The following is a 23462-nucleotide window of genomic DNA, read 5'->3' as shown; positions in this document are numbered from 1 at the left end:
AATTTCTGACAAAGTCAAATGGGTAAATGACTAAAAGTGTATTAAGAAGAAGTAGAAAAATGATAGATTCTATTATTGCTATTTAGTAACAACAATTTTTTGAACCGAGTTTGAGTTCTTATTATTCTCTATACAAAAAGTAATTGTTTACTATATCTATATAGTTTTGTTTAGCTTCATCTTCGCTAACGTTTTTAGCTTGAAATAAGGCATTTGTTTTAAAAGCATTAATTATGGGTTCTTTGCTTTTAGGTCTTCCATAATCGTTAGTAGCTTTTTTGTAGTAAGCATAAAGCTTTAATAAGGTGTCAGCAGGAAATGGTTCGGTATGCGCATTAACGCGCTTTACCGCCTCTTTGAATTCTATATCTAGTTCTTCTCTACTCATGAACTTCTGCAATAATACTTTCTCCACCTCTAACTTTTTGGTTAAGTGTTACTTTAATTTTGGTGTCTAAAGGTAAAAACAAATCCACTCTAGATCCAAATTTAATAAAACCAGAATCGGTTCCTTGTATGGCTTTATCGTTTTGTTTTGCATAATTTACAATACGTTTTGCTAAAGCACCTGCTATTTGTCTGTAAAGGACTTTACCGTAAGTTTCGTTTTCTACAACCACTGTGGTACGTTCGTTTTCTTCACTAGCTTTAGGATGCCATGCTACTAAATATTTTCCTGGATGGTATTTGCTAAATATAACATGTCCGCCAATTGGGTAACGTGTAACATGAACATTTATTGGAGACATAAACACGCTAACTTGCAAGCGTTTTTCTTTAAAATATTCCTTTTCAAATACTTCTTCAATAACTACAACTTTACCATCTACTGGAGAAACTACCTGTTTGTCGTTTAAAACAGTATGCCGTTTAGGGTTTCTAAAAAATTGGAGTATAAGTATTAAGAATACTAATAAAGTAATCATTATAAGCGTTTGCAACCATTCAGTGGAGATAAAATTATCTACTAGTAAAAACGAAGCAACTACGAATACAAATGTTGCAAATATAATTTTATGTCCTTCTTTATGAAACATAGGGTAAAATTCTTAAAAATAAATATATAAATGGTGCTGCAAAAATAATACTATCTAATCGGTCTAACAAACCACCATGACCTGGCATTATAACGCCACTGTCTTTAACTTGAGCTTGTCTTTTAAATTTTGATTCTATTAAATCTCCTAAGGTTCCAAACACACTAATAATAATGCTAAGTATAAGCCAATTTGTGAAATTTAAAGTCTGCGTGAAGGTAGCAATAAAATAGCTTGCAATACAAGAAAAAAGTAAGCCTCCAAGAAATCCTTCCACAGTTTTTTTTGGTGATATTTTTTCAAAAAGTTTTTGCTTGCCAAAATTTTTACCAACTAAATATGCAAAGGAATCGTTAACCCAAACTAGGATAAATGCACCTAATAAGATGTTAGGATTGTAGGATTCATAATAGTTTCCTATCAGAATTAAAAACACAAATGCTGTTGATAAATAGAAGGTTGTAAGCACAAAACGTTTAGAACTAAAAAGAGGTGTTCTTTTTTCTGAAAACAAGTCTTTAATTAAAAATAATTCTACAAATATGCTAAATACCATAAGTATTTGAGTAATTTCATCTAAACCCTTATTTGTTTTTAAAATTAATTGCCAATACCCAAAAACAGCAAAAAGGACTATAAAAATAATGTTTGGGATAAAACTTTTTAGATGAATTAATTTTTGAAATTCGTTGATGCTTATTAGTCCGAAAACAAAAAAGATTACAACTAATGCGTACTTGTTTTGTAAGCCTAGAATTAATAATGTAACATAAAGCAAACCAGAAAGGGATCGTATAAGAATTTCTTTCATCTTATAAGTCTTCTAAAAGTAATAGGTATAAGTTTTTAGCGCTGCTACCATAACTTAAGAAATCTTTATCATCACCAGATTTAAAGTGTTTAATGGTAGTGATATTTGTTGGTATTTTTTCTCGGTTATTAGATTTTATACTTCGCAGACCTTCACCAATAGTTTCGGTAATTTGGCTAGTTGTTGCAAATACAATAAAATTTACTGGAAGTTCTTGGAGTTTTTTTTCAAATATTTGTTTAGAAGAGATAAGTAATGACCCATCATTAGCAATTAAATTTTCGCAGGTAGTTAAGAAAAAAGTAGCATCGCTTATTTTTTTAGTTGCTTTTAAACTGGTTTTTTTAAATTTATTTTCAAGATTATTATCTAATAACAATGCTTTTTTATCTTCCCAATTATTTTCTTCAATGATGTTTTCTAAATTTTGAAATATTTCGTTTAAATTTTCGCAATACAAGAACTTACCACCATTAGATTTAAAGTTTATGGTAAACCTTTCATCTATTGGTAGTTTTATTTCGGGCATATATTTGCCTCTATTATCTGATTTTAGTTCTTTTTCAAATCGATCAGATTTGGAACCAAATATTTTTCTAAAAAGACTCATTTAGTTACCTGCTATTAACGGAATTCTCTAGGAATTTATCAAATATAAAAAATCTTAAATTAACGATGCCGTTAATTTAAGATTTTTACTTAAAGCTTAATAAAATATCTAAATATTTTATTCTTCTTCTTCAGCGTTTTTTTCTGCTACTTTATTGTATGCTAATTCTTTTTTGAATAATCGCTCTCCAAATATTTTTTCAAGGTTATCTTTAAAAATGACTTCTTTTTCAAGAAGAACTTCTGCAAGTTGCGTTAATTTATCTTTATTTTCTTCAAGAAGTTTAATTGCTCTTTGGTATTGCTCTTCTATAATAGTAGAAATTTCACTATCAATTAATTCTGCTGTTTGTTCGCTATAAGGTTTTGTGAAACCATATTCATTTTGTCCAGAATCATAATATGTTATATTACCAATTTTATCGCTAAGACCGTAAATGGTAACCATTGCTCTAGCTTGTTTAGTAACTTTTTCTAAATCGCTTAAAGCACCAGTAGAAATTTTATTAAATATAACTTTCTCTGCAGCACGACCACCTAAGGCAGCACACATTTCGTCTAGCATTTGCTCTGGTCTAACAATTAAGCGTTCTTCTGGTAAATACCATGCAGCACCTAATGAACGTCCGCGTGGTACAATAGTTACTTTTACTAATGGCGCAGCATGTTCTAGCATCCAACTTACAGTAGCATGTCCAGCTTCATGATAAGCCACCGCTTTTTTCTCGCTTGGTGTAATAATTTTATTTTTCTTTTCTAATCCTCCAATAATTCTATCAACAGCATCTAAGAAATCTTGTTTGTCAACTGCTTTTTTACCATTTCTTGCAGCAATTAAAGCGGCTTCGTTACAAACATTAGCAATATCGGCTCCAGAGAAACCTGGAGTTTGTTTTGAAAGAAAATCGGTATCTAAGTCTTTTGCCTTTTTTAATGGTCTTAAATGTACCTCAAAAATTTCTTTACGCTCACGAATATCTGGCAAGTCAACAAAAATTTGTCTATCAAAACGACCTGCACGCATTAATGCTTTATCTAAAATATCGGCTCTGTTTGTAGCAGCAATTACAATAACGTTTGCATTGGTACCAAAACCATCCATTTCAGTTAGTAATTGATTTAGTGTGTTTTCACGCTCATCATTACTTCCAGACATCGCATTTTTTCCTCTAGCACGACCAATAGCATCAATTTCATCTATAAAAATAATAGAAGGTGATTTTTCTTTAGCTTGTTTAAATAAATCTCTAACACGAGATGCTCCAACACCAACAAACATTTCAACAAAATCAGATCCTGATAATGAAAAGAAAGGTACTTTGGCTTCACCTGCAACAGCTCTGGCTAATAAGGTTTTACCTGTTCCTGGAGGGCCAACAAGTAGTGCTCCTTTAGGTATTTTTCCACCAAGGGTTGTGTATTTTTCAGGAAATTTTAAGAAATCTACTATTTCTTGTACTTCTTCTTTTGCTCCTTCTAAACCAGCAACATCTTTAAATGTTGTTTTAACCTCTGTGTTTTGATCAAAAAGTTTTGCTTTAGATTTTCCAATGTTAAAAATCTGTCCGCCAGCACCTCCGCCAGCACCACCAGACATACGACGCATAATAAAAATCCAAACACCTATAAGTAAAATAAATGGCAAAATGCCCATTAATAGGTTGCCCCATGGGTCACTATCTGTACCAAATATTATTTGAGTTTCAGTAGTTTGAGTTTTTTTAATTTCGTCTATTTTATTTTGAAAAATGGCAAGATCTCCAAATTCAAAACTATAGTTTGGTAATTTATTTACAGACGGAAAATATGTTTTGGGTATGGATTTTTTGTGTGTTTCTTTAGCCTCAGCATCATCAGTTAAGTAAACTTTGGCAACTTTTTCGTTAATTATTTCAACTTTTTCTACATCACCTTCTTCTAGATATTTAAAAAAGTCTGAAGATGTAATTTTATTCCCTTCTTCGTAGCCATTATTACTAAATAATTGAAACCCTAAGAAAAGCGCTATTAAAATACCATAAATCCAGTATGGACTGAATTTTGGTTTTTTGTCATTTATATTTTTTTTATCTTTTGCCATGTTTCTTTTTTAGTAACTCGTTTCTATAACTGTGGTTTTTGCATCCCCCCAAAGGCTTTCAATGTCATAATATTCTCTAATATGTTTTTGAAAAACGTGCACTACAACATTAACATAGTCTATCAATACCCATTCAGAATTTTCTAATCCTTCTGTGTGCCAAGGATTGTCTTTAAGTTCTTTACTGACTTTTTTTTGTATTGAATTAACTATGGCGTTTACCTGCGTATTTGAAGTTCCCTCGCAAACAATAAAATAATCACAAACCGTGTTTTCAATGTCCCTTAAATCTAAAATATTTATTTCTTTACCTTTAACATCTTCTATCCCGCTAATTATAACTGATATAAGTTGATCTGCGTTTATTTCTTGTTTCGCCATTAATTTTATTTAATTTGTGCAAAGTTATTATTTTTTTAGTTCTTTATACTTTAAAATAATCATAAGATTTTATAGTATCTAAATAACCTCTCTATGCCTATAATCAAACTTAATGCCATCGATTCTACTAATAACTATTTGCGGAAGCTAATTAATGAAGCAGATGTTGCCGATTATACAGTTGTAATGACTAATGAGCAAACGCAGGGTAGAGGTCAAATGGGTACGGTTTGGAGTTCTGAAAATGGTAAAAACCTTATGTTTAGTGTGTTTAAGGATTTAAATAAGTATGATGTAGAATTTCCTTTCTATATTAGTATGGCTTTTTCTTTAGCTATTCTTAAAACGTTTAAAACGTTAAATATTCCAGATTTGCATATTAAATGGCCTAACGACATTTTGTCAGCAGACAAAAAGATTTGTGGTATTTTAATTGAAAATGTCATAAAAAATAAACTAAACTCTACAATTATTGGTGTTGGAATTAATGTAAACCAAACTGATTTTAAGAATCTTCCAAAAGCTTCATCCTTAAAAAAGATTACAGGAGTTCATTATAATTTAGATGAAATTTTACAGCTTGTTATTAATTATACAAAAGAATATTCATCACTTTTACAGCAAGGGAAATATGAATTAGTGAAAAATGAATATGAAACTAATTTGTTTAGAAAAAATAAACCCTCAACATTTAAGGATGCTGAAGGTGCTTTATTTTCAGGTTTTATAAAAGGTGTTACAAAATATGGGAAACTACAAGTAATATTAGAAGATGAAATTGTAAAAAAATTCGATCTTAAAGAAATTACATTGCTTTATTAAATAGCTTTAGGAATACTAGAGACAAGTGTTTCAATAAATTTAGTAATCGGACCTTTAATCATCATTGACATCATTGGGTTAAAGTCTCCAGTAAATTCTAATTGAACTTCGCTAGATGTTTCATTAATCTCAATGATGTTTCCAACTAGAGAGAAATCTATTTTTCCGCCAGCAGCTCCAAAAACAATTTTATTAGGAGGTAAAACGTCTTTCTTTTCAAGAATAATTTCTGGCATTCCTTTTAATGCAAATAAAAATTTATTATCATCTAAAACTTCAAATTTGCTAATGTTTTCAGGCATTAAAGATTTGAAATTTTTAATATCAGCTAAAAAATTAAATATTTCTTGAGGTGATTTGCTAACGTTTATTTTTGGGGATTCTAAATTCATTTTTTATCAATTTGTTTAGTGTTTAGTTTTTTTAGTCTAAACAACTTCACATGTTTATATCAAATAGTGTTCCATTCACTTGGGTTAGAATTCCATTCAGATAAAGTCACTAATTCTTTTTCAGAAATATATTTAGTATCTAAGGCTTGCTCTAATAAGTTTTCATAGTTACTTAAAGTGTTTAAAGTAACGCCTTCTTTTTTAAAGTTTTCGGCAGCTACATCAAATCCATAGGTAAAAATAGCAACCATACCTTTTACATTTATTTTGGCTTCTTTGAGAGCTTTTACCGCATTTAAACTACTTTTTCCAGTACTAATAAGATCCTCTACAACCACAACATTTTGACCACTTTCAATAAAACCTTCAATTTGATTTTTGCGTCCGTGTCCTTTTGCGTCTGGTCTAACATAAATAAACGGTAATCCTAAATATTCTGCTACCAACATACCAATACCTATGGCTCCAGTAGCTACGCCAGCAATAACATCTGGTTTTCCATATTGTTTTTCAATATGTTTAGCCATTGTTTCGCGAACGTAATTACGAATTGTAGGGTAAGATAATATAATGCGGTTATCGCAGTAAATTGGAGATTTCCATCCAGAAGCCCATGTAAATGGTTCTTTCGGGCTTAGTTTTATAGCATTTACTTGCAATAAAACTTCAGCAGTTTTTTTGGCAGTTTCTTTGTTAAAAATCATAGTCACAAAATTACACAATAAATTAGTTTTATGTAACAGTTGATTATTAATAAAAAATATTTTTTTCAACATTTATTAGTTTGTCACTAAAAATGATATTTTTACCAAAACGAAATTGTTAAATACAAATTATGTATAAAGTTTTTGTTGGAGATAAGCCTATCGTACTAACAACCGTAGTTGAACAAGAAACTAATTTTAAGAATTATTTACTTGATACAGTTAATATTGGGAAAGTTATAAAAGAACTAAATAACTCGTCGTTAGATGAAGTTCGACTTATTCATAAAAATGAAGATAAGCTATTAAAAAAGTTTTTAAAGAAATTACCAAACGTTATTGCTGGTGGCGGAAAGGCGTTTAATGATAATAATGAAATTTTATTTATTTACCGAAATGACAAGTGGGATTTACCTAAAGGAAAAGCCGAAGGTAATGAAACTATTGAAAAAACGGCAATTCGAGAAGTTACTGAGGAAACTGGGGTTTCTGGGTTAGAAATAGTAAAACCATTAAATACGACTTATCATATTTTTAAACGTAACGGGAAACATAAAATTAAAGTAACTTATTGGTTTGAAATGAAAACCAGCTTTAAGGGCAATTTATATGCTCAAGAAGAAGAAGGGATTACTAAAGTAGAATGGCTTAATGACGCGCAAGCAAAAGAAGCTCTTGAAAATTCTTATGCTAATATTAAACTTTTAGTTTAATATTCTTTAATTGAAACAAAATAAAAAACGCATCGAGAAAATTAAACGTACCTTTGCAGCTTAATAAAAATAGAGGTGGTTTGTTTACTTAATAAATTGTCATCTCCTTCGCCTTAAAAAGGCTTTACCAAACAATTTATATGTCATTTAAATCATTAGGCTTATCTGAGGCCTTGCTAAAAGCTATTAGCAAAAAAGGATACACAACACCATCTCCAATTCAAGAAAAAGCGATTCCTCCTGTTTTAGAAGGAAAAGATGTTCTAGCATCGGCTCAAACAGGAACGGGAAAAACGGCAGGTTTTACATTGCCACTTTTACATATACTTTCTGAAACACCGAAAGAAAAATACAGACCCATTCGTGCTTTAATTTTAACGCCAACACGCGAATTAGCAGCACAGGTATATGCTAATGTTAAAGAATACAGCGAATTTTTAAATTTACGAAGTGCGGTCATTTTTGGTGGTGTTAACCAAAAGCCACAAGCAGCAACTATTCGACAAGGTATTGATGTTTTAGTAGCTACTCCAGGGCGTTTGTTAGATTTACAAAATCAAGGATTATTATCACTTAAGCGTGTTGAGATTTTTGTGTTAGATGAAGCAGATAGAATGCTAGATATGGGTTTTTTACGCGATATAGAACGTGTTATAAAATCGATGCCAGAAAAGCGACAAAATTTAATGTTTTCGGCGACGTTTTCTAAAGATATTAAGAAGTTAGCACATGGTATTTTAAATCATCCTGTACAGGTTGAAGCAACTCCAGAAAATACAACAGTTGATGCTATTAGTCAAAAAGTATACAGAGTAGCAAAAGGTTTAAAAACAGGATTAATTATTAAATTAATTTCTGAAGGTAATTGGAAACAGGTTTTAGTATTTACTCGAACAAAACATGGCGCTAATAAGCTTTGTGAAAAAATGAGTAAATCGGGTATTACAGCAGCGGCTATACACGGAAATAAAAGTCAGGGAGCAAGAACAAAAGCATTAGCAGGTTTTAAAAATGGTAGTGTTCGAGTGTTAGTAGCAACCGATATTGCTGCTCGTGGATTGGATATTCCTTTATTACCACATGTTATAAATTTTGAATTGCCGAATATATCTGAGGATTATGTGCATAGAATCGGTCGAACAGGTCGAGCAGGAGCCAGTGGTGAAGCTTTATCGTTAGTAAGTGCAGATGAAACTACTTTTTTAAGAGATATTGAAAAGTTAATTGAAATGAAACTACCTGTTGAAATAGAGGAAGGGTTTGAACCCGATCCTAATGCTTCAACAGAACCTGTAAAACAAGGACAAGGGCGTCAAAATAGAAATACAAGAAATTCTAATAGTTCTCGTGGTTCTAATACTAGTAGTTCAGACAAGAAGACTAATTCTAGACGACCAAAACGTAATACCGATAGACGTCATTAAAAAGCATGCAAAAGGTTTTAAAAGATAAAATTATTGAAGTTTGCGATAAAAAAATAGCACAAAAAGGTGAGCAAGTAGGCTTATCTTTTTATGCTTTTTTTGCAAATAAAAATGATAATCCAGAATTACTTATGGAAGCTGCTACTTGGTGGATTAAAACTCATAAGCTAGACCATTTTGAAAAGGCAGTAAAAATTAAAAATCTTGTGAATGGAATCTCAACCAAATAATCCGTTACACGGTATAAAACTAGAGCAAATTATTAACGATTTGGTAGTGCATTACGGTTGGGAATATATGGGTTACAACATAAAGATTAAATGTTTTACAGATAATCCTTCAGTAAAATCTAGTTTGAAATTTTTAAGACGTACTCCATGGGCTAGAACCAAAGTGGAAGCTATGTATTTAAGGATGCTGGAGAATAATAAGAAGTAGTTAGTTTTAAAACGGGTGCGTTTAACGGTAAATTGTATGAGTAGCGGTAGGATTTGCAGTAATTTTCTGTCTAACTACCATAAGAAGCCTCTAGAAGCGAAGCGAGTAAACCGCTACGTAGTTTGCCAGGGCAACAAACCTTGATATTTGCAACACCGTGCCATTACTTATACAAAATGTTATGATCAGTTTTTTCTTTACTACTACTCAATATCTCTTTCTCCAATAGGTTTTAGGTACCTTTTATCATATCCTGTAAAGAAATAAGGATAATTATCCCAAGGTGATAATCCTTCCATTCTAGGGTCGTTAGTCTTTTTTAGATAGTCAAATAACTCAATTTGCATTTTTTTACCTAAATCGGAATACTCAGGTTTTGATGCTAAGTTATTTAGTTGATAAGGATCATCTTTTATATTATACAATTCTGTTTCCGGACGTTTTGCCATTGATAAATCAAAATAATATTTGACTGATGGTTCATCGTTGTTTGAAATCAGATAATCGCGGGTAGGTCCAGCATCGATATCTCCATAGAAACCTTGATGAGGAGACAAAAAATCAGGGTCACCAGCAGGCCATCTATTCGGTTCAAAATTTACCATGTAGAGCCAATCACCTTTCTGAATAGTTCTGATGGGGTATGGCATTCCATCGGGGCGACAGTAGGTGTGACGTTCAAATGCTGTAAATACTCTATTTCTTGTTGAATCAATTTGTCCGCTTTTATTGGCAAGCATAACGTCCAGAAAGCTGTTTCCGGTAATTGCTTCTGGTATATCTATTCCAGCTACTTCAAGCAAAGTTGGAGCAAAATCAATAAAACTAATAAAATCTTCAATTTCTAAACCGGCTTTAATTTTATTTCCCCAATAAATAGCCAAAGGCAAATGCGTACCATATTCATAGCTGCTTGATTTGGCACGAGGGAAAGGCATCCCGTTATCAGCAGTTGTGATAATAATTGTATTATCGAGTTCTCCTGCTTCTTCAAGTATTTTGATCATTCGGCCTAGGTGGGAGTCGAACCATTCGATTTCATAGTAATAATCAGCAATATCGCTACGTACAACCTCGTTGTTTGGTAAAAATCCAGGAACCTCTATCTTTGAAATATCCATACCTGATTCTGCGCCGATACCTTGTTTGTATCCCCGGTGAGGTTCATGGCCGCCATACCAAAAAAAGAAAGGTTTTTGCTCATCTCTTTTTGAAAGAAAGTCTTTAAAATTACCTGAATAATCTATGTTAGAAATACCTTCGGGTGCGTCCATGGTGATACTGTTATAACTTTGGGCAATAGGTTTAGTTTGGAAAGGCTCCTCAAGTTTGGCAGGGCCATATCCTTTCCCTGTGAAACCAGTCTCATAACCATTTTGCTTTAATAACTGTGGGAATGTATTAAATTTTTTAGGTAAGGCTCCGAAAAGCAGCCCTCCCTCCTCAAGTTCCCAAATGTTTTTCCCGGTTAAAATAGATGCCCTAGATGGAGAACAGGAAGATACATTACAATAAGCGTTTTGAAACACTATCCCATTATAGGCAACTCTATCAATATTAGGGGTTCTTATTATTTTGGTACCTTGAAAAGAAGTGTGTAAAAAAGATTGATCGTCAGCAATGCAAAACAAGATATTTGGTTTTTTTTCAATTTTGGATTGACAACCTGAAAATAAAGACAGAATAACTATATAAGCAAAAGCGAAGCACATGCTGAATAAAGCTTTTGGTATTTTGTAGAATAAGTTCATTTTTTTCATAAAAAAAGTATTTTAAAAAGAATCATTTCTCAAATTGGGCATAATGACTTAGTAAGAAATCGTTTTAATATCTAATGTTAAACGAATTTAGCTATTTTTTTCTGACAAAATTAAGTTGATTTGTCTTAGTTTTTTCAACGCTTCTTAAATAATAAAACGAATTACTTTTCTGAATTTAAGCCTCTAACAGGGGTGCTGTATACTAGTATTTTTAGTAATTTGTCTGAATACTATGCGATTTATTGGTTTTTCATAAAACGTCTAATAGCGACCCATTGTTTTAGCATATCTCGGGCATCTTGAGCAGGGTAACCTAAAACTGTTTTGCCAGCAGCAACATCGCCAACAACACCAGATCCGGCTCCAACTGTTGCTCCAGAATGTATGGTAGTGTGGTCTTTAATAGAAGCGCTTCCGCCGATAATAACGCCATCTCCAAGAGTTACAGAGCCTGCAAGACCACTGTGTCCTGCCATAATACAAGAGCGTCCCATAATACTATTGTGTGCTATTTGCACAAGATTATCAATTTTACAACCATCGCCAATAATGGTTGAACTGAATTTGGCTCTATCTACACAAGAGTTTGCACCAATTTCTACATAATGTCCAATAATTACATTTCCTATTTGTGGTATTTTTACAAGTCCGCGTCCGTCATCACTTGGTCTGTATCCAAAGCCATCGGCTCCAATACTTACATTTGTGTGAAAAATACAATGACTACCAATAATACAGCGTTCTCTAATTACAGTACCAGACCAAACAACCGTATAGTCTCCAATACTAGTTTCATCAAACACACAAACATTAGGGTATAAAACGACACCGTTTCCTAATTCTACATCTTTACCAATATAGCAATTAGCGCCAATTTTACAACCATTACCAATTATAGCAGTATCATGAATAACAGCTGTTGGATGAATATCTACATCAAATGCTGGAGCAGGAGGATTGAACAACTCTAAAATTTTAGCCATGGCTAAATCGGCATTTTTCACCTTAATTAGCGCACGATTTTCATCGGGTTCAATTTTTAAATTATCATTTACAACAGCGGCACAGGCTTTAGAATCTGCCCAATATTTTACATATTTAGTGCTACCTATAAAAGTAATATGATTGCTTTTTGCGTTTAGTAATTGTTCTGGACCTTCAATTTGCTGATTAGTGTTTCCTATTAATTCTCCTTTTAATATGTCGTTAATTTCACTAATGGTGTATGATGTCATGTGTTATTTTAGGTTGTTTATTTGTATATCTGTAAAACTAACAGAAAAAAAATAGAAAACATGTGTTTTAATCTTCTATTCTGTTTTCATCAAAAGCTGATGGTAATAATTTAGGGATAAATTTAACGACTAAAGGTAGTAATAAGGCTCCGCCTGGTAACAAGAAGATAGCAAGACTAGGAATGGATTTAAAAATGTCTAAAAGTTGTTCTTGTACTTTTTTTTGTTCTTCAGCATTTAAATCTCTAATAGTAGATTGCGATATAAGTACCATAAGTTCTTTACTGTCTTTTAGTTCTTGATACAAGCGTTTGCTGTTTCTGGTAATTAATTTAATGACCATCTTACTGGAATTATTATAAAAACTCTGTACGATGTTTTTAGAACTTAATAGTGCAATATTGTTTTTGTTTACAGTATAAAACTCATTAACCGTTTTAATTGATATGTTTATTTGATTGGTGTTTAATTTTAAATCTGAACCTAGTTTTAGTAAAAAACGCTGTTCGCTTTCGTCTATAATTCTATCACTCCAAGATGCCATGCAAGCAATGTCTAAAACATAATGTGCTTCCTGCGAGTTTTTAACAAATGATATGGCTTTTTTATAATCGGTGTTAGTATTGTTTTGATATCTTAAAGACGCTTCAAAAAGTTTAATTAAACTATTATCATATTGATTTTTAGTTTTTTTTGAGTTTAAAACCTCTAGAGAAATAGAAGAAATTGAAGCTTCTAGATTTTTTATATAATCACTTGAAATGGTTCCTCTTTTTAAATATTCATTATACGCCAAAATATCTACATATAATAAGGCATTTATAATAAAGTAGTTGAAGTTCTTAGTTAAAAAATTATCATCAATTTGTATGCGTTTATGTAATATTTTTTCAAGTTGTACTCCCGATTTTTTACCGCCTATTAATCCTTGTAAAAATGAAAGTTTAAGCTCATTAATATCGGTGTAAAACCCTATAACACTATCTGTAAAATTAGTTTTGCTGTTAGATTTATGATGTGTATGTAGAAATGAAATGCATAAATTGGTTTTACAAAGTTCTTCTTCTGTAAAATCTTTTTTGTCTATTATATTTCCAATTATTTCTAAGTTACTTCCGTAAATAAATCCACATGCTCTTAAAGCATCATAAAACGATTCCTCATTATAATTAAATAATAAATCATCCTTACTGACTTCTTTAAGTAATTTGTTTATCCAACCTGAAGCTGATGGATTCATAGCTTTTATAATTTGTTATTGTAAATGTAATGTTTTAGGTATTTAAAATGCAAATAATTTCGTTAACAAAACTTTAACAAAACCGCTATTTCAATTTCTTCGTAGGTATGGTTGAGAGTGAAAATTTAACTAATACAAAAATCTCAAAAACATGAAAAATTTAAAAACAATTTTAGGAATGGGAATTTTAGCTGCGGCTAGTTTCTTTATTGTAGCAGCAGATCATATTGATGCGCCTGCTGTACAAGGTGGTAATAGTGATATTACCGATTTTTATGCCTTTCAAGGTAATAACACAGATAATTTAGTATTTGTAGCAAATGTGCAGGGGCTTTTAAGTCCAGCAGCTTCTGATGGAGCAATGTTTGATGAAAATGTTTTGATTGAATTTAATATTGATACTACAGGTGACAATGTTGAAGATTTGGTAATTCAAGCTATACCAAGAAATGGTAAAATGTATTTCTTTGGTCCCACAGCACCATCGCAAACGGGTTTAAGTAGTATGATTGAAACAACACCTGCAGTTGGAGGTGTAGTAGATATTACACCTTATGGTACAAATGCAATTACATCAACAAAAGCAGGTATGAGCTTTTTTGCTGGACCTCGTGATGATCCTTTCTTTATGGACTTTGCTCAATATTCTGAAATTATAGCAGGAAATGCTACAGGTTTTAACATGCCTGGTGCAGATACGTTTGCAGGTACTAACGTAATGTCTGTTATAGTTGAAGTACCAAAATCTATGATTGGTGGATCAGGGACTATAAAAACATGGGTAGAATCAAAAAGAAAATAATAGAAAACCATTTTAAAGAATATAATTATGAAAACTATAAAAAATATAAAAGTATTAGTAATTGCTTTAGCTGTTTCGCTAACTGTATTTAATTGCTCTAAGAACGAAGCTAATGATGATATGTATGGGAAACCTTTAGATTTTTCTGGAACATATACACAGGAAGATCAAATGGGTAGGCCAGCAATTAACACAGTATTTGTTTCTTCAGGAGATAAAGATATGTTTAATGTTACTGTGCCTTCTGCACAAAATGCAGCATTTCAGAATAAATTTGAAGCTCAATTACTAGCATTAAATCCAGATTATACAACAAATGCTTTAACTTTTGATGCTTCTACATTTACAGGAGCATTAGCAACAGATGTTTTAACGGTATCACTTGATGGAAAAACAACTTTTTTTGATGGTGTGAATGTTTTAACAGGTAGAGCATTAAATGATGATGTTATATCTGTAGAATTATTATTGATTTTTGGTGGACCTGATGGTTCTGAAAAGCCCAATTTAACAGATGATAATGTAGATGCAAATGATAAAACCTTTTTAACCTCATTTCCTTACTTAGCTTCCCCTTGGTAGAAGCCTTATATCAGAGTATGTCTATTTGATATACTCTGATATTTTTAACCTGCAAAACCTAACAAACAATTAATAATATATAATTATGAAACCTAACAATATTATAACAATACTATTATTGCTGCTTATTGTAAGTTGTAATGATACACCAAAAAAAATCACAAGTAGTACGGATTATAATGTGTATTTGAATGCTGATGACGATGAGATGTTGCAATTAACAATTGAAGATTACAAATTTTGGGAAAAAAAGCTAGAAAAAGAACCAAGTCAGTTTCCATATTTAATTAAAGCTGCAGCATCTCAATCTCATTTATTTAGTAAGACAGGGCGAATTGAGTTACTTATTGAGGCTGAAAACAAATTAATTAAAGCGAATAAAGCAACAAATTATAGTAAATCGGCCTATCTAAGATCTTTAGCTCATAATTATATATCGCAACACAGGTTCAATGAATCTTTAAAATTACTTAAAAAAGCAGAAGCAATAGGAGACAACTTAGAGGTTACCCAAAAAATGTTATTCGATGTGCATTTAGAATTGGGTAATTTCGAGTTAGCTAAAAGCTATTTAGATAAATTTAGTAACGATAATAGCGATTTCGATTATTTAATTCGTTTGTCTAAATGGTCAGATCATCGTGGAAATTTAGAAGCAGCCATTAAATATATGGAACAAGCTAAAGAAATAGCAGAATCTTCTAATTTGCCAGCTACAAAACAATGGGTTTATACAAACATCGCAGACTATTACGGACATGCAGGGAGAATTAAAGATTCTTATAATCATTATTTAAAAGCACTAAGCATAGATAATAATGATGCTTATGCGAAAAAAGGTATTGCTTGGATTTTGTATTCTTATGAGAAAAATGCTAATGAAGCACTCCGTATATTAAATAGTATTACAACATCGTACAATGCTCCAGATTATTATTTGTTAAAAGCTGAAATAGCTGAATTTCAAGGTGATTCAAATTTACAAGAAGAACAAATAAAATTATATAAATCTGCTGTACAAAATGAATTTTATGGTGATATGTATAATAAATATAATGTGCTTTTATATGCCGAAGAAAACATTGAAACAGAAAAAGCTTTAAAAATAGCACAAACGGAAATTAAAAATCGTCCAACCCCTCAATCTTATGATTTATTAGCATGGACTTATTATAAATATGGAGATGCTACCGAAGCTTTAGATATCATGGAAAAATACGTAGTAGGCAAAACCTATGAGCCAGAAGTGTTGTTTCATCTAGCACAAGTGTATAAAGCTAATGGTAAAAAAGACGAAGCTAAAAACCTAAAAAAAGAATTATTGGAAAGTGCTTTTGAGCTAGGGCCATTAGTGGCTTTAAAGATTAAAAATATATAATAACCAGAAAGTACGCCCAAATGAAAATCTTAAAAATATTTACATTTTTAATAGCTTCCCTTTTGGTTAATTTAAACTATGGCCAGCAAATAAAAGGAATGCTTTCTAACGAGTTTAACCAGCCTTTAGAAGCTGCATATGTTTATAATTTGAATTCAAAAAGTCATACGCATTCTTTAGAAAATGGTATGTTTATTTTGAATGAAACTAAAGCTGGTGATTCTATAAAAATAGGTTTATTAGGCTATAATAATAAAATTTTTGTTACAGATAGTTTAAGTTCTAATGCTAAAATACATGTTGTTTTATCTGAAAAATCATTTCAATTAGACGAGTTAGTTATTACAGAAGAGTTAAATGCTATAAGTACAATAGCACGATTAGATTTGAACACAAGTCCTGTAAACTCATCACAAGAAGTATTACGAAAAGTACCAGGACTTATAATTGGACAACATGCAGGAGGTGGAAAAGCAGAGCAACTTTTTTTAAGAGGATTTGATATAGATCATGGTACAGATATATCAATTTCTGTAGATGGTATGCCAGTTAATATGGTGTCTCATGCACATGGACAAGGATATAGTGATTTACATTTTGTTATTCCAGAAACGGTAAATAAAATTGATTTTGGTAAAGGACCTTATTACGCAAAAGAAGGAGATTTTAACACCGCAGGTTATGTGAATTTTTCAACAAAGGATTATGTCAAGGAAAGTTCTGTAGTATTTAGTGTAGGGCAATTTAATACATTAAGAACCTTTGGGATGTTCAATTTATTAGATAAAGTTATAAGTCAAAATGCATACCTGGCTATTGAATACTTAGCTGGAGATGGTCCATTTGATTCACCACAAAATTTTAATAGACTTAATTTATTTGGAAAATATGTAATGTTTACACCAAATAATGATAAACTTACTTTATCAACTTCACATTTTACTAGTCGTTGGGATGCGTCAGGGCAAATACCACAGCGTGCAGTAGATAACGGAAGTATTTCACGTTTTGGAGCAATTGATGATACTGAGGGTGGTTCTACATCGCGAACCAACTTTAATGTAGAGTTTGTTAAACAAGTTTCAGACGTAACAACATTTAAAACGAATACATTTTTAACACATTACGATTTTGAATTGTATTCTAATTTTACATTCTTTTTAGAAGATCCAATAAACGGAGATCAAATAAAACAAAAAGAAGACAGGAACATATTTGGAGTAAACACCGTTTTTAAAACTGAAACGTTTTTCGGTGATACTCCTGTAAATATTAATTATGGTTTAGGTTTACGGCATGATATTTCTAAGGATAATGAGTTGTCTAAAACCATAAATAAGAGGACTATTAATGAGCGTGTTCAATTAGGTGATATTAATCAAACGAATATAGATGCTTTTATTAATACAGAGTTTGAGTTTGGAAAGCTAATTATAGCACCAGGATTACGATTGGATTATTTTAAGTTTTTATATCATGATAAGTTGCAAAACGATGGAAAAGCAAGGTCTGATGCGAAAACTATTGTAAGTCCTAAATTGAATTTCTTTTACAATGCCAACATAAATTTACAATGGTTTTTAAAGTCTGGAATAGGATTTCATTCAAACGACACAAGAGTTGTTGTAACTAATCAAGAAGAAAACATATTACCAAGAGCCTATGGTTTAGATTTTGGTAATATTTGGAAACCATCATCGAAACTGATATTAAATTCAGCTATTTGGTATTTGTTTTTAGAGCAAGAGTTTGTTTATGTAGGAGATGCTGGTATTGTTGAACCGAGCGGAAAAACTCAACGTTTCGGTTTCGATTTGGGTATGCGTTATCAATTTAACGATTGGTTGTATTTTGATACAGATGCTACTTACACGAAAGCAAGGAGTTTAGAAGGCGCAAGTGGCGAAAATTTTATCCCTTTAGCTCCCGATTTTACAGTGTCAGGAGGTTTGTCTATTAAAGATAACAACGGGTTTTCAGGAGGAGTAAAATATAGATATATAGATGATAGACCAGCAAATGAAGAAAATAGTATAGTTGCAGATGGGTATTTTATTACCGATTTAAACGCTAATTATAGTTTTAATAAGATCACTTTAGGTTTAGTTATTGAAAACCTTTTTGATATTGAATGGAACGAAACACAATTTGCAACAACATCTAGATTACAAAATGAGTCACAGCCAGTTGAAGAAATTCATTTTACACCTGGCTCACCTTTTTTTATAAAAGGATCTATAACATATAAATTTTAATACATTAAATTGATATTCATTGAAATGAGGGGTTGATGGATAATGAATGCATTAATTAAAGTGGGTTTTTTGTTAGGTGAAAGCACTTGGTTACAGAAATGTAATTAGGTGCTTTTTTAGTATGAATTAATGTTTTTAGAGCCGCTAAATATTTATAACTATTTTATGATAAGATATTCTTGAAATATTAGAGATTTCAGGTGTTGTAAATAATAATTAAACAATTAACAATTCTCTTGTGTTTTTTGAAATAGTGTTTACATATAAAAAGAGTTATAAGCTAAACGTTGTATAGCTTATAACTCCTAAATTAAAATGTGTTACAAGTTTAAAACAAAAAAGTGAAATGCATATTTGTTTTTAAACAACACCTAATGTGTATAATTGCTCCATGGTTGGAGTTTCACTTCCTCCAGCAGGTTCTAAAGTTATACCAAAGGCTTCACTTTGGTTTACATTTTTAATTTCAAATATTTTATTAGCATCTGTTTTAAAATCATCAATAGTTCCTAAGCTTGTTGGTGTAAGTGGGTTTAGTGTTAACGACCATACTTGGTATACTTTACCTTCTGGTGGCTCAGGTAAACCTGCTCCATCTATAAATATTCGTTGCGCTGTTTTGTCCCAGTAAACTTTAGCATAGGTGTTTGCAAAAGAACCTTGACCAGCTAATGGGATTCTAGTAATATTATCATCGCGCAATACAGTAATTAAAGTATTGGCTTCTTCTAAACTATTTTTTGAGTTTGCTATTTGTGTTTCGAGCAACAATTGTTTTGTTTCAGCTACTTGTATTTCAGATTGTAATTTGTTGTTTTGGTTAACAGTCCAAAATACACCTGCAGCAAGTATAATAGATGCTGCCCAACCAGTATAAGTTACCCAGTTATATTTAGGTTTGGCTATAGAAATAACCTTAGTGTCTTTGTTATTAAAGTTTAAAACTTGTTTAATATTTTGTAGAATATGGTTGTTATTTCCACGAGAAGTAGCTGATGTTAACTTAATAATAGCAGCTTCAATTTCTAAAACTTCCTGAAGTATTTCAGGGTGTTGTAGCATTAAGGCATATACTTCTTCATTCTCTTTTTCAGAAAGTGCCCCAGCAACGTAAAGTTCTAGTATTCCAGATTCTATGTATGTTTTAATATCCATAATTAATTTAAAACCATGTTTCTTAATTCTTTAATACAATTTCTATTTCTCGTTTTAATAGAGCCTATAGGCATATTAAGAGTTTCTGATGCTTCAGATTGGGTGTAGCCTTTAAAATATAAAAGTTCAATAACTTCTTTACATTTATCAGCTAGTTTACCAACAAACTTTTTAATACCAATAGCATCAGTTGAATTATCTAAGCTTTCATGTGTTTCAATACTATCTACGAAAAAATCTGAGTTGAGGTTTTGTTTGGATTTTTTAAAACTTTTAGAACGTGTTTTGTCTATGGCTGCATTCCTCGATATATTTAAAATCCAAGTAAAAAAGCGACCTTTACTGCTTGAATAGGAGTCTGCTTTATGCCATACCTTTATAAAAACATCCTGCATGACTTCTTCAGCAATATCATGGTCTCTAACTATATTATATACAACGCCTTGCATACTGTTACTATACATATTGTATAAACTTTCAAAAGCTTTTTCGTCTTTTTGTTTAAACTTTTCTACAAGGATATCGATGTCCATAAAGTATTTTTAATATTAGTAGTTAAAATAAACTTTAACACTTAATATGATTAGTTTTTACGGAGATACGTATTTATTTCAATAGCAACATCTTCCCATGTTTTACTCACACCATCTGCTCCTTTATGTAAATCAAAACACACTTTGTTTAATGACTCTAAAGCTCCTAAGGCATTCCAGTCTTTAAGGTTCATGGTTCCTGTCATGCTAACACGTCTTCCTTCTGTTATTGTAACTTCTAAAGGTAAATCGTGGGTAACACCATTCATTGTAATACTTGCTAAATAATTGTTGTTGTTAACTTTAATAGTTCCTGTTATAATATCTGTGTCTATCATAGCACCAAAAAAGGAGGTTTTTATTTTACCATCTCTTGTATTAGTGGCATCATTTGTAAACACACTGCTAATAGGAATAGAAAAATTTAAATTATTTAAAGCTTCTTGAGGAGTTGTACCTGATTTATTTTCAAATTTTAAAATTTTAAATTCACCACCAACAGGTTTTTTTTCTGTGGTTTTATAGGCAATCCATTTAACAGATGTAGCTTCAGGTTTTGCAATGAATTTTTCTGAAGATGATGTTTCAATTACGGCATCAGTTTTAGGTGTTTTTTTTTCGTTTTTACAAGCGGTAATACTTAATATTAACGCCATTGCTAGAATAGGTATTCTTTTCATTTATTTTTGTTTTTATTTACTGTAAAGTTATGTAATAATCAACGGAAAGCAAATTTTCAATATGATATATATCATATTTTTAACTTTAACAATCTTATATTTTTGATTTTAAATGTTAGGTATGTTAAGTTCGTTAGTTAGTAAATATAATATAGCAGGACCTCGTTATACGAGTTATCCAACGGTTCCGTATTGGAATCAAGAGACTTTTTCTTTAAATAATTGGAGGCAATCTTTATTAAAATCTATTAAAGAGAGTAATGCAAAAGAAGGGATTAGTTTATACATCCATTTACCATATTGTGAAAGTTTATGTACGTTTTGTGGTTGTAATAAGCGTATAACAAAGCAGCATAATGTAGAAAGTCCTTATATAAATGCCGTTTTAAAAGAATGGCAATTATATTTAGAATTGATTGATGAAAAACCACTTATTAAAGAATTGCACCTTGGTGGTGGGACACCTACTTTTTTTAGTCCGGAAAATTTAGAAAAGTTAATTAATGGGATTTTAAAAGATTCTGAATTAGCTAATAATTATGAATTTAGTTTTGAAGGACATCCTAACAATACAACACGAGCACATTTAGAAGCGCTTTATAATGTTGGTTTTAGACGTGTAAGTTATGGTGTGCAAGATTATAATGAAACGGTTCAAAAAGCCATTCACAGAATTCAGCCTTTTGAAAATGTAAAACGAGCAACAGAATTAGCTAGAGACATTGGCTATACATCGGTTGGTCATGATATTATTTTTGGATTGCCATTTCAAACTTTAGAACATGTTAAGGAAACTATTTTAAAAACAAAAGCATTACTACCAGATCGATTGGCGTTTTATAGTTATGCCCATGTACCATGGATTAAAGGTAATGGACAACGTGGATTTAGTGATGATGATTTGCCAGCACCAGAGCTTAAAAGGGAGCAATATGAAATAGGTAAAAAATTGCTCGCTGAAGTAGGGTATATTGAAGTTGGAATGGATCATTTTGCATTAAAAACAGATAGTTTGTATCAATCTATGATACAAGGTCGTTTACATAGAAATTTTATGGGATATACCGCTTCTAAAACACAAGCTATGATTGGTTTAGGGGTGTCTGCAATTAGTGATAGTTGGTATGGGTTTGCTCAAAATGAAAAGAATATAGAAGATTATTATGAGTTGTTAAATAAAAATATATTACCTGTTTACAGAGGACATATTTTAAATGAAGAAGATTTAATTTTAAGAAAGCATATCCTTAACTTAATGTGCCAATTTAAAACGAGTTGGTCTAATAATTCTCTTTATTTTAAAGAGCTTCCAGAAGTTATTATGCGATTAAAAGAAATGGAAAAAGACGGATTACTTATTATTAATTCTAATACTATTGAAGTTACAACAAAAGGACAACCTTTTGTTAGAAATATATGTATGGCTTTCGATTTATTGTTACAGCGTAAACAACCAAACACACAGTTGTTTTCAATGACGGTTTAATTGAACGTAGATATATCAATTTTCGAAAATTGATATTTCCGTTAAAATGGCATTCTCATGAATGTGTGAAACTAAAAATAAATATTATGCAAAAAATTATTGTACCCATCGATTTTTCTGAATATTCAGAATATGCTTTAGAAACAGCGGCTAAATTGGCTAAAACGTATGATGCAGAGATTTTAGCGCTTCACATGTTAGAAATGTCCGATTTAATGTATACCGCCTCAGATGGACTTCAAAACGAAAAAGCGGCTTTCTTTATAAAGTTATCTGAGCAAAAATTTGAGAAATTCCTTGAAAAGGATTATTTAAAAGGTGTAAAAGTAATGCCAATAATAAAGCATTTTAAAGTTTTTGGTGAGGTTAATGAGGTTGCGGAAAAACATGATGCAGACCTAATTATAATGGGGTCTCATGGTACTAGTGGTGTTAAAGATTTTCTTGTAGGTTCTAACACAGAACGTGTTGTTAGAAATGCCGATATTCCTGTTTTAGTTGTTAAAAATAAAGTGAATCAAATTAATTTTGAAGTGGTTACGTTTGCCTGTGATTTTTCAGAAGAATGTATTAAGCCTTATATTAATGCAATTAACATGTTTGGTAAAATAGGTTCTAAAATGTACTTTATATATGTGAATTTACCTAATGATAGATTTAAAAGTTCTATAGAAATTGAAAGACGTGTTGTTAATTTCTTTACCAAAGCAGATGGTAATTTAGAACGAATGAAAGATGTACATTATGTATCTGATTATAATATTGAAGATGGTATTTTAAGCTTTTCAAATAAAATTGGAGCAGATATTATTGCAATACCAACACATGGTAAAAAAGGGTTAGCACATTTTTTTGAAGGCAGTATAGGAGAGGATGTTGCAAATCATGCAACACTACCAGTTATAACATTTAAGATTTAGTAAGTTTAATATTTTGGTGACTAAT

25 protein-coding genes are annotated in these 23462 nt (G+C 31.2%); 11 read left to right on the top strand and 14 right to left on the bottom strand.

The annotated features are described in order from the left end of the window. Positions 1 to 121: 121 nt before the first annotated feature. From RHP49_03205 to rsfS, 6 genes are all read right to left on the bottom strand, one after another. Positions 122 to 388 carry an acyl-CoA-binding protein gene (locus RHP49_03205; protein ID WNH13270.1) on the bottom strand — a complete coding sequence of 89 codons (267 nt, stop codon included), beginning with the start codon at positions 386 to 388 and terminating at the stop codon, positions 122 to 124. Beyond that, positions 381 to 1037: a phosphatidylserine decarboxylase family protein gene (locus RHP49_03200; GenBank protein ID WNH13269.1), complete on the bottom strand. Its 657-nt coding sequence runs from the start codon at positions 1035 to 1037 to the stop codon at positions 381 to 383. The genes RHP49_03205 and RHP49_03200 overlap by 8 nt, the downstream gene beginning before the upstream one ends. Next, positions 1027 to 1848, bottom strand: coding sequence for a phosphatidate cytidylyltransferase (locus RHP49_03195; protein ID WNH13268.1), 822 nt, complete (start codon positions 1846 to 1848; stop codon positions 1027 to 1029). Before RHP49_03195 ends, RHP49_03200 begins: the two co-directional genes overlap by 11 nt. Before the next feature lies 1 nt (position 1849). Then, on the bottom strand, positions 1850 to 2458 hold the full coding sequence (locus RHP49_03190; GenBank protein WNH13267.1) for an LUD domain-containing protein: 609 nt from the start codon (positions 2456 to 2458) through the stop codon (positions 1850 to 1852). Between the two features lie 117 nt (positions 2459 to 2575). Continuing rightward, complete coding sequence (ftsH, locus tag RHP49_03185; GenBank protein WNH13266.1) at positions 2576 to 4537, bottom strand: ATP-dependent zinc metalloprotease FtsH; 1962 nt, start codon at positions 4535 to 4537, stop codon at positions 2576 to 2578. 9 nt (positions 4538 to 4546) lie between these two features. Beyond that, positions 4547 to 4918, bottom strand: a complete 372-nt coding sequence (gene rsfS / locus RHP49_03180) for a ribosome silencing factor (GenBank protein ID WNH13265.1) — start codon at positions 4916 to 4918, stop codon at positions 4547 to 4549. A gap of 93 nt (positions 4919 to 5011) precedes the next feature. Here rsfS and RHP49_03175 point away from each other — a divergent pair, with 93 nt between their 5' ends. Then, entirely contained in the window at positions 5012 to 5740 is a 729-nt protein-coding gene (locus RHP49_03175; GenBank protein WNH13264.1) for a biotin--[acetyl-CoA-carboxylase] ligase, read from the top strand. Here RHP49_03175 and RHP49_03170 read toward each other — a convergent pair. Then, entirely contained in the window at positions 5737 to 6132 is a 396-nt protein-coding gene (locus tag RHP49_03170) for an SRPBCC family protein (GenBank protein ID WNH13263.1), read from the bottom strand. The two genes, RHP49_03175 and RHP49_03170, sit on opposite strands and share 4 nt — an antisense overlap. Before the next feature lie 59 nt (positions 6133 to 6191). Next, positions 6192 to 6836: an orotate phosphoribosyltransferase gene (gene pyrE / locus RHP49_03165; GenBank protein ID WNH13262.1), complete on the bottom strand. Its 645-nt coding sequence runs from the start codon at positions 6834 to 6836 to the stop codon at positions 6192 to 6194. A gap of 131 nt (positions 6837 to 6967) precedes the next feature. Between pyrE and RHP49_03160 the strand changes: the two genes are divergently transcribed. The 4 genes from RHP49_03160 (at position 6968) to RHP49_03145 (ending at position 9411) form a co-directional block, all read left to right on the top strand. Further along, positions 6968 to 7549 (top strand): NUDIX domain-containing protein, encoded by a 582-nt coding sequence (locus RHP49_03160; protein ID WNH13261.1) that lies wholly within the window; start codon positions 6968 to 6970, stop codon positions 7547 to 7549. A 140-nt stretch (positions 7550 to 7689) separates the two neighbouring features. Beyond that, a complete protein-coding gene (locus RHP49_03155; GenBank protein WNH13260.1) occupies positions 7690 to 8973 on the top strand; it encodes a DEAD/DEAH box helicase in 1284 nt (427 codons plus the stop codon). A gap of 5 nt (positions 8974 to 8978) precedes the next feature. Continuing rightward, positions 8979 to 9203: a DUF6500 family protein gene (locus RHP49_03150; GenBank protein WNH13259.1), complete on the top strand. Its 225-nt coding sequence runs from the start codon at positions 8979 to 8981 to the stop codon at positions 9201 to 9203. Then, positions 9184 to 9411, top strand: coding sequence for a VF530 family protein (locus RHP49_03145; GenBank protein WNH13258.1), 228 nt, complete (start codon positions 9184 to 9186; stop codon positions 9409 to 9411). The genes RHP49_03150 and RHP49_03145 overlap by 20 nt, the downstream gene beginning before the upstream one ends. Before the next feature lie 203 nt (positions 9412 to 9614). Here the strand turns inward: RHP49_03145 and RHP49_03140 are convergent, their stop codons facing one another. From RHP49_03140 to RHP49_03130, 3 genes are all read right to left on the bottom strand, one after another. Beyond that, a complete protein-coding gene (locus tag RHP49_03140) occupies positions 9615 to 11171 on the bottom strand; it encodes a sulfatase (GenBank protein WNH13257.1) in 1557 nt (518 codons plus the stop codon). A 239-nt stretch (positions 11172 to 11410) separates the two neighbouring features. Further along, complete coding sequence (gene lpxD, locus RHP49_03135; protein ID WNH13256.1) at positions 11411 to 12406, bottom strand: UDP-3-O-(3-hydroxymyristoyl)glucosamine N-acyltransferase; 996 nt, start codon at positions 12404 to 12406, stop codon at positions 11411 to 11413. Positions 12407 to 12473: 67 nt separating this feature from the next. Further along, positions 12474 to 13646 carry an LETM1-related biofilm-associated protein gene (locus tag RHP49_03130; GenBank protein ID WNH13255.1) on the bottom strand — a complete coding sequence of 391 codons (1173 nt, stop codon included), beginning with the start codon at positions 13644 to 13646 and terminating at the stop codon, positions 12474 to 12476. 151 nt (positions 13647 to 13797) lie between these two features. On the opposite strand from RHP49_03130, the gene RHP49_03125 reads away from it, so the two are divergent. The 4 genes from RHP49_03125 (at position 13798) to RHP49_03110 (ending at position 18663) form a co-directional block, all read left to right on the top strand. Continuing rightward, complete coding sequence (locus RHP49_03125; GenBank protein WNH13254.1) at positions 13798 to 14448, top strand: DUF4331 family protein; 651 nt, start codon at positions 13798 to 13800, stop codon at positions 14446 to 14448. Between the two features lie 27 nt (positions 14449 to 14475). Next, positions 14476 to 15030 carry a DUF4331 family protein gene (locus RHP49_03120; protein WNH13253.1) on the top strand — a complete coding sequence of 185 codons (555 nt, stop codon included), beginning with the start codon at positions 14476 to 14478 and terminating at the stop codon, positions 15028 to 15030. Positions 15031 to 15115: 85 nt separating this feature from the next. Then, positions 15116 to 16408 carry a cell surface protein gene (locus RHP49_03115; protein WNH13252.1) on the top strand — a complete coding sequence of 431 codons (1293 nt, stop codon included), beginning with the start codon at positions 15116 to 15118 and terminating at the stop codon, positions 16406 to 16408. Positions 16409 to 16428: 20 nt separating this feature from the next. Next, positions 16429 to 18663 (top strand): TonB-dependent receptor plug domain-containing protein, encoded by a 2235-nt coding sequence (locus RHP49_03110; protein WNH13251.1) that lies wholly within the window; start codon positions 16429 to 16431, stop codon positions 18661 to 18663. A gap of 360 nt (positions 18664 to 19023) precedes the next feature. Here RHP49_03110 and RHP49_03105 read toward each other — a convergent pair whose 3' ends face one another. Genes RHP49_03105 through RHP49_03095 form a run of 3 tightly spaced genes read right to left on the bottom strand, consistent with a single transcriptional unit; the run spans position 19024 to position 21031 of the window. Beyond that, complete coding sequence (locus RHP49_03105; protein ID WNH13250.1) at positions 19024 to 19818, bottom strand: anti-sigma factor; 795 nt, start codon at positions 19816 to 19818, stop codon at positions 19024 to 19026. Positions 19819 to 19820: 2 nt separating this feature from the next. Next, positions 19821 to 20351 (bottom strand): RNA polymerase sigma factor, encoded by a 531-nt coding sequence (locus RHP49_03100; GenBank protein WNH13249.1) that lies wholly within the window; start codon positions 20349 to 20351, stop codon positions 19821 to 19823. A 50-nt stretch (positions 20352 to 20401) separates the two neighbouring features. Then, positions 20402 to 21031, bottom strand: a complete 630-nt coding sequence (locus tag RHP49_03095) for a YceI family protein (GenBank protein WNH13248.1) — start codon at positions 21029 to 21031, stop codon at positions 20402 to 20404. A gap of 121 nt (positions 21032 to 21152) precedes the next feature. Between RHP49_03095 and hemN the strand changes: the two genes are divergently transcribed. Together hemN and RHP49_03085 are read left to right on the top strand one after the other, a co-directional pair. Next, positions 21153 to 22517 (top strand): oxygen-independent coproporphyrinogen III oxidase, encoded by a 1365-nt coding sequence (gene hemN, locus RHP49_03090; protein WNH13247.1) that lies wholly within the window; start codon positions 21153 to 21155, stop codon positions 22515 to 22517. Between the two features lie 86 nt (positions 22518 to 22603). Next, positions 22604 to 23437, top strand: coding sequence for a universal stress protein (locus tag RHP49_03085; protein ID WNH13246.1), 834 nt, complete (start codon positions 22604 to 22606; stop codon positions 23435 to 23437). Positions 23438 to 23462 lie beyond the last annotated feature (25 nt).

The organism is Flavobacteriaceae bacterium HL-DH10 (assembly GCA_031826515.1).
GTDB lineage: Bacteria > Bacteroidota > Bacteroidia > Flavobacteriales > Flavobacteriaceae > Thalassobellus > Thalassobellus suaedae.
The sequence above is the reverse complement of the archived record's forward strand: the minus strand, read 5'-3'. Positions and strand labels throughout refer to the sequence as shown.

Coding starts and splice junctions, on each gene's coding strand:
- RHP49_03130 (WNH13255.1), bottom strand. CDS start 13,646: ATGAATCCATCAGCTTCAGGTTGGATAAACAAATTACTTAAAGAAGTC.
- RHP49_03200 (WNH13269.1), bottom strand. CDS start 1,037: ATGTTTCATAAAGAAGGACATAAAATTATATTTGCAACATTTGTATTC.
- RHP49_03170 (WNH13263.1), bottom strand. CDS start 6,132: ATGAATTTAGAATCCCCAAAAATAAACGTTAGCAAATCACCTCAAGAA.
- ftsH (WNH13266.1), bottom strand. CDS start 4,537: ATGGCAAAAGATAAAAAAAATATAAATGACAAAAAACCAAAATTCAGT.
- lpxD (WNH13256.1), bottom strand. CDS start 12,406: ATGACATCATACACCATTAGTGAAATTAACGACATATTAAAAGGAGAA.
- RHP49_03150 (WNH13259.1), top strand. CDS start 8,979: ATGCAAAAGGTTTTAAAAGATAAAATTATTGAAGTTTGCGATAAAAAA.
- RHP49_03175 (WNH13264.1), top strand. CDS start 5,012: ATGCCTATAATCAAACTTAATGCCATCGATTCTACTAATAACTATTTG.
- RHP49_03095 (WNH13248.1), bottom strand. CDS start 21,031: ATGAAAAGAATACCTATTCTAGCAATGGCGTTAATATTAAGTATTACC.
- pyrE (WNH13262.1), bottom strand. CDS start 6,836: ATGATTTTTAACAAAGAAACTGCCAAAAAAACTGCTGAAGTTTTATTG.
- RHP49_03100 (WNH13249.1), bottom strand. CDS start 20,351: ATGGACATCGATATCCTTGTAGAAAAGTTTAAACAAAAAGACGAAAAA.
- RHP49_03115 (WNH13252.1), top strand. CDS start 15,116: ATGAAACCTAACAATATTATAACAATACTATTATTGCTGCTTATTGTA.
- RHP49_03195 (WNH13268.1), bottom strand. CDS start 1,848: ATGAAAGAAATTCTTATACGATCCCTTTCTGGTTTGCTTTATGTTACA.
- RHP49_03155 (WNH13260.1), top strand. CDS start 7,690: ATGTCATTTAAATCATTAGGCTTATCTGAGGCCTTGCTAAAAGCTATT.
- RHP49_03120 (WNH13253.1), top strand. CDS start 14,476: ATGAAAACTATAAAAAATATAAAAGTATTAGTAATTGCTTTAGCTGTT.
- RHP49_03105 (WNH13250.1), bottom strand. CDS start 19,818: ATGGATATTAAAACATACATAGAATCTGGAATACTAGAACTTTACGTT.
- hemN (WNH13247.1), top strand. CDS start 21,153: ATGTTAAGTTCGTTAGTTAGTAAATATAATATAGCAGGACCTCGTTAT.
- RHP49_03140 (WNH13257.1), bottom strand. CDS start 11,171: ATGAAAAAAATGAACTTATTCTACAAAATACCAAAAGCTTTATTCAGC.
- RHP49_03125 (WNH13254.1), top strand. CDS start 13,798: ATGAAAAATTTAAAAACAATTTTAGGAATGGGAATTTTAGCTGCGGCT.
- RHP49_03085 (WNH13246.1), top strand. CDS start 22,604: ATGCAAAAAATTATTGTACCCATCGATTTTTCTGAATATTCAGAATAT.
- RHP49_03160 (WNH13261.1), top strand. CDS start 6,968: ATGTATAAAGTTTTTGTTGGAGATAAGCCTATCGTACTAACAACCGTA.
- RHP49_03190 (WNH13267.1), bottom strand. CDS start 2,458: ATGAGTCTTTTTAGAAAAATATTTGGTTCCAAATCTGATCGATTTGAA.
- RHP49_03145 (WNH13258.1), top strand. CDS start 9,184: ATGGAATCTCAACCAAATAATCCGTTACACGGTATAAAACTAGAGCAA.
- RHP49_03110 (WNH13251.1), top strand. CDS start 16,429: ATGAAAATCTTAAAAATATTTACATTTTTAATAGCTTCCCTTTTGGTT.
- rsfS (WNH13265.1), bottom strand. CDS start 4,918: ATGGCGAAACAAGAAATAAACGCAGATCAACTTATATCAGTTATAATT.
- RHP49_03205 (WNH13270.1), bottom strand. CDS start 388: ATGAGTAGAGAAGAACTAGATATAGAATTCAAAGAGGCGGTAAAGCGC.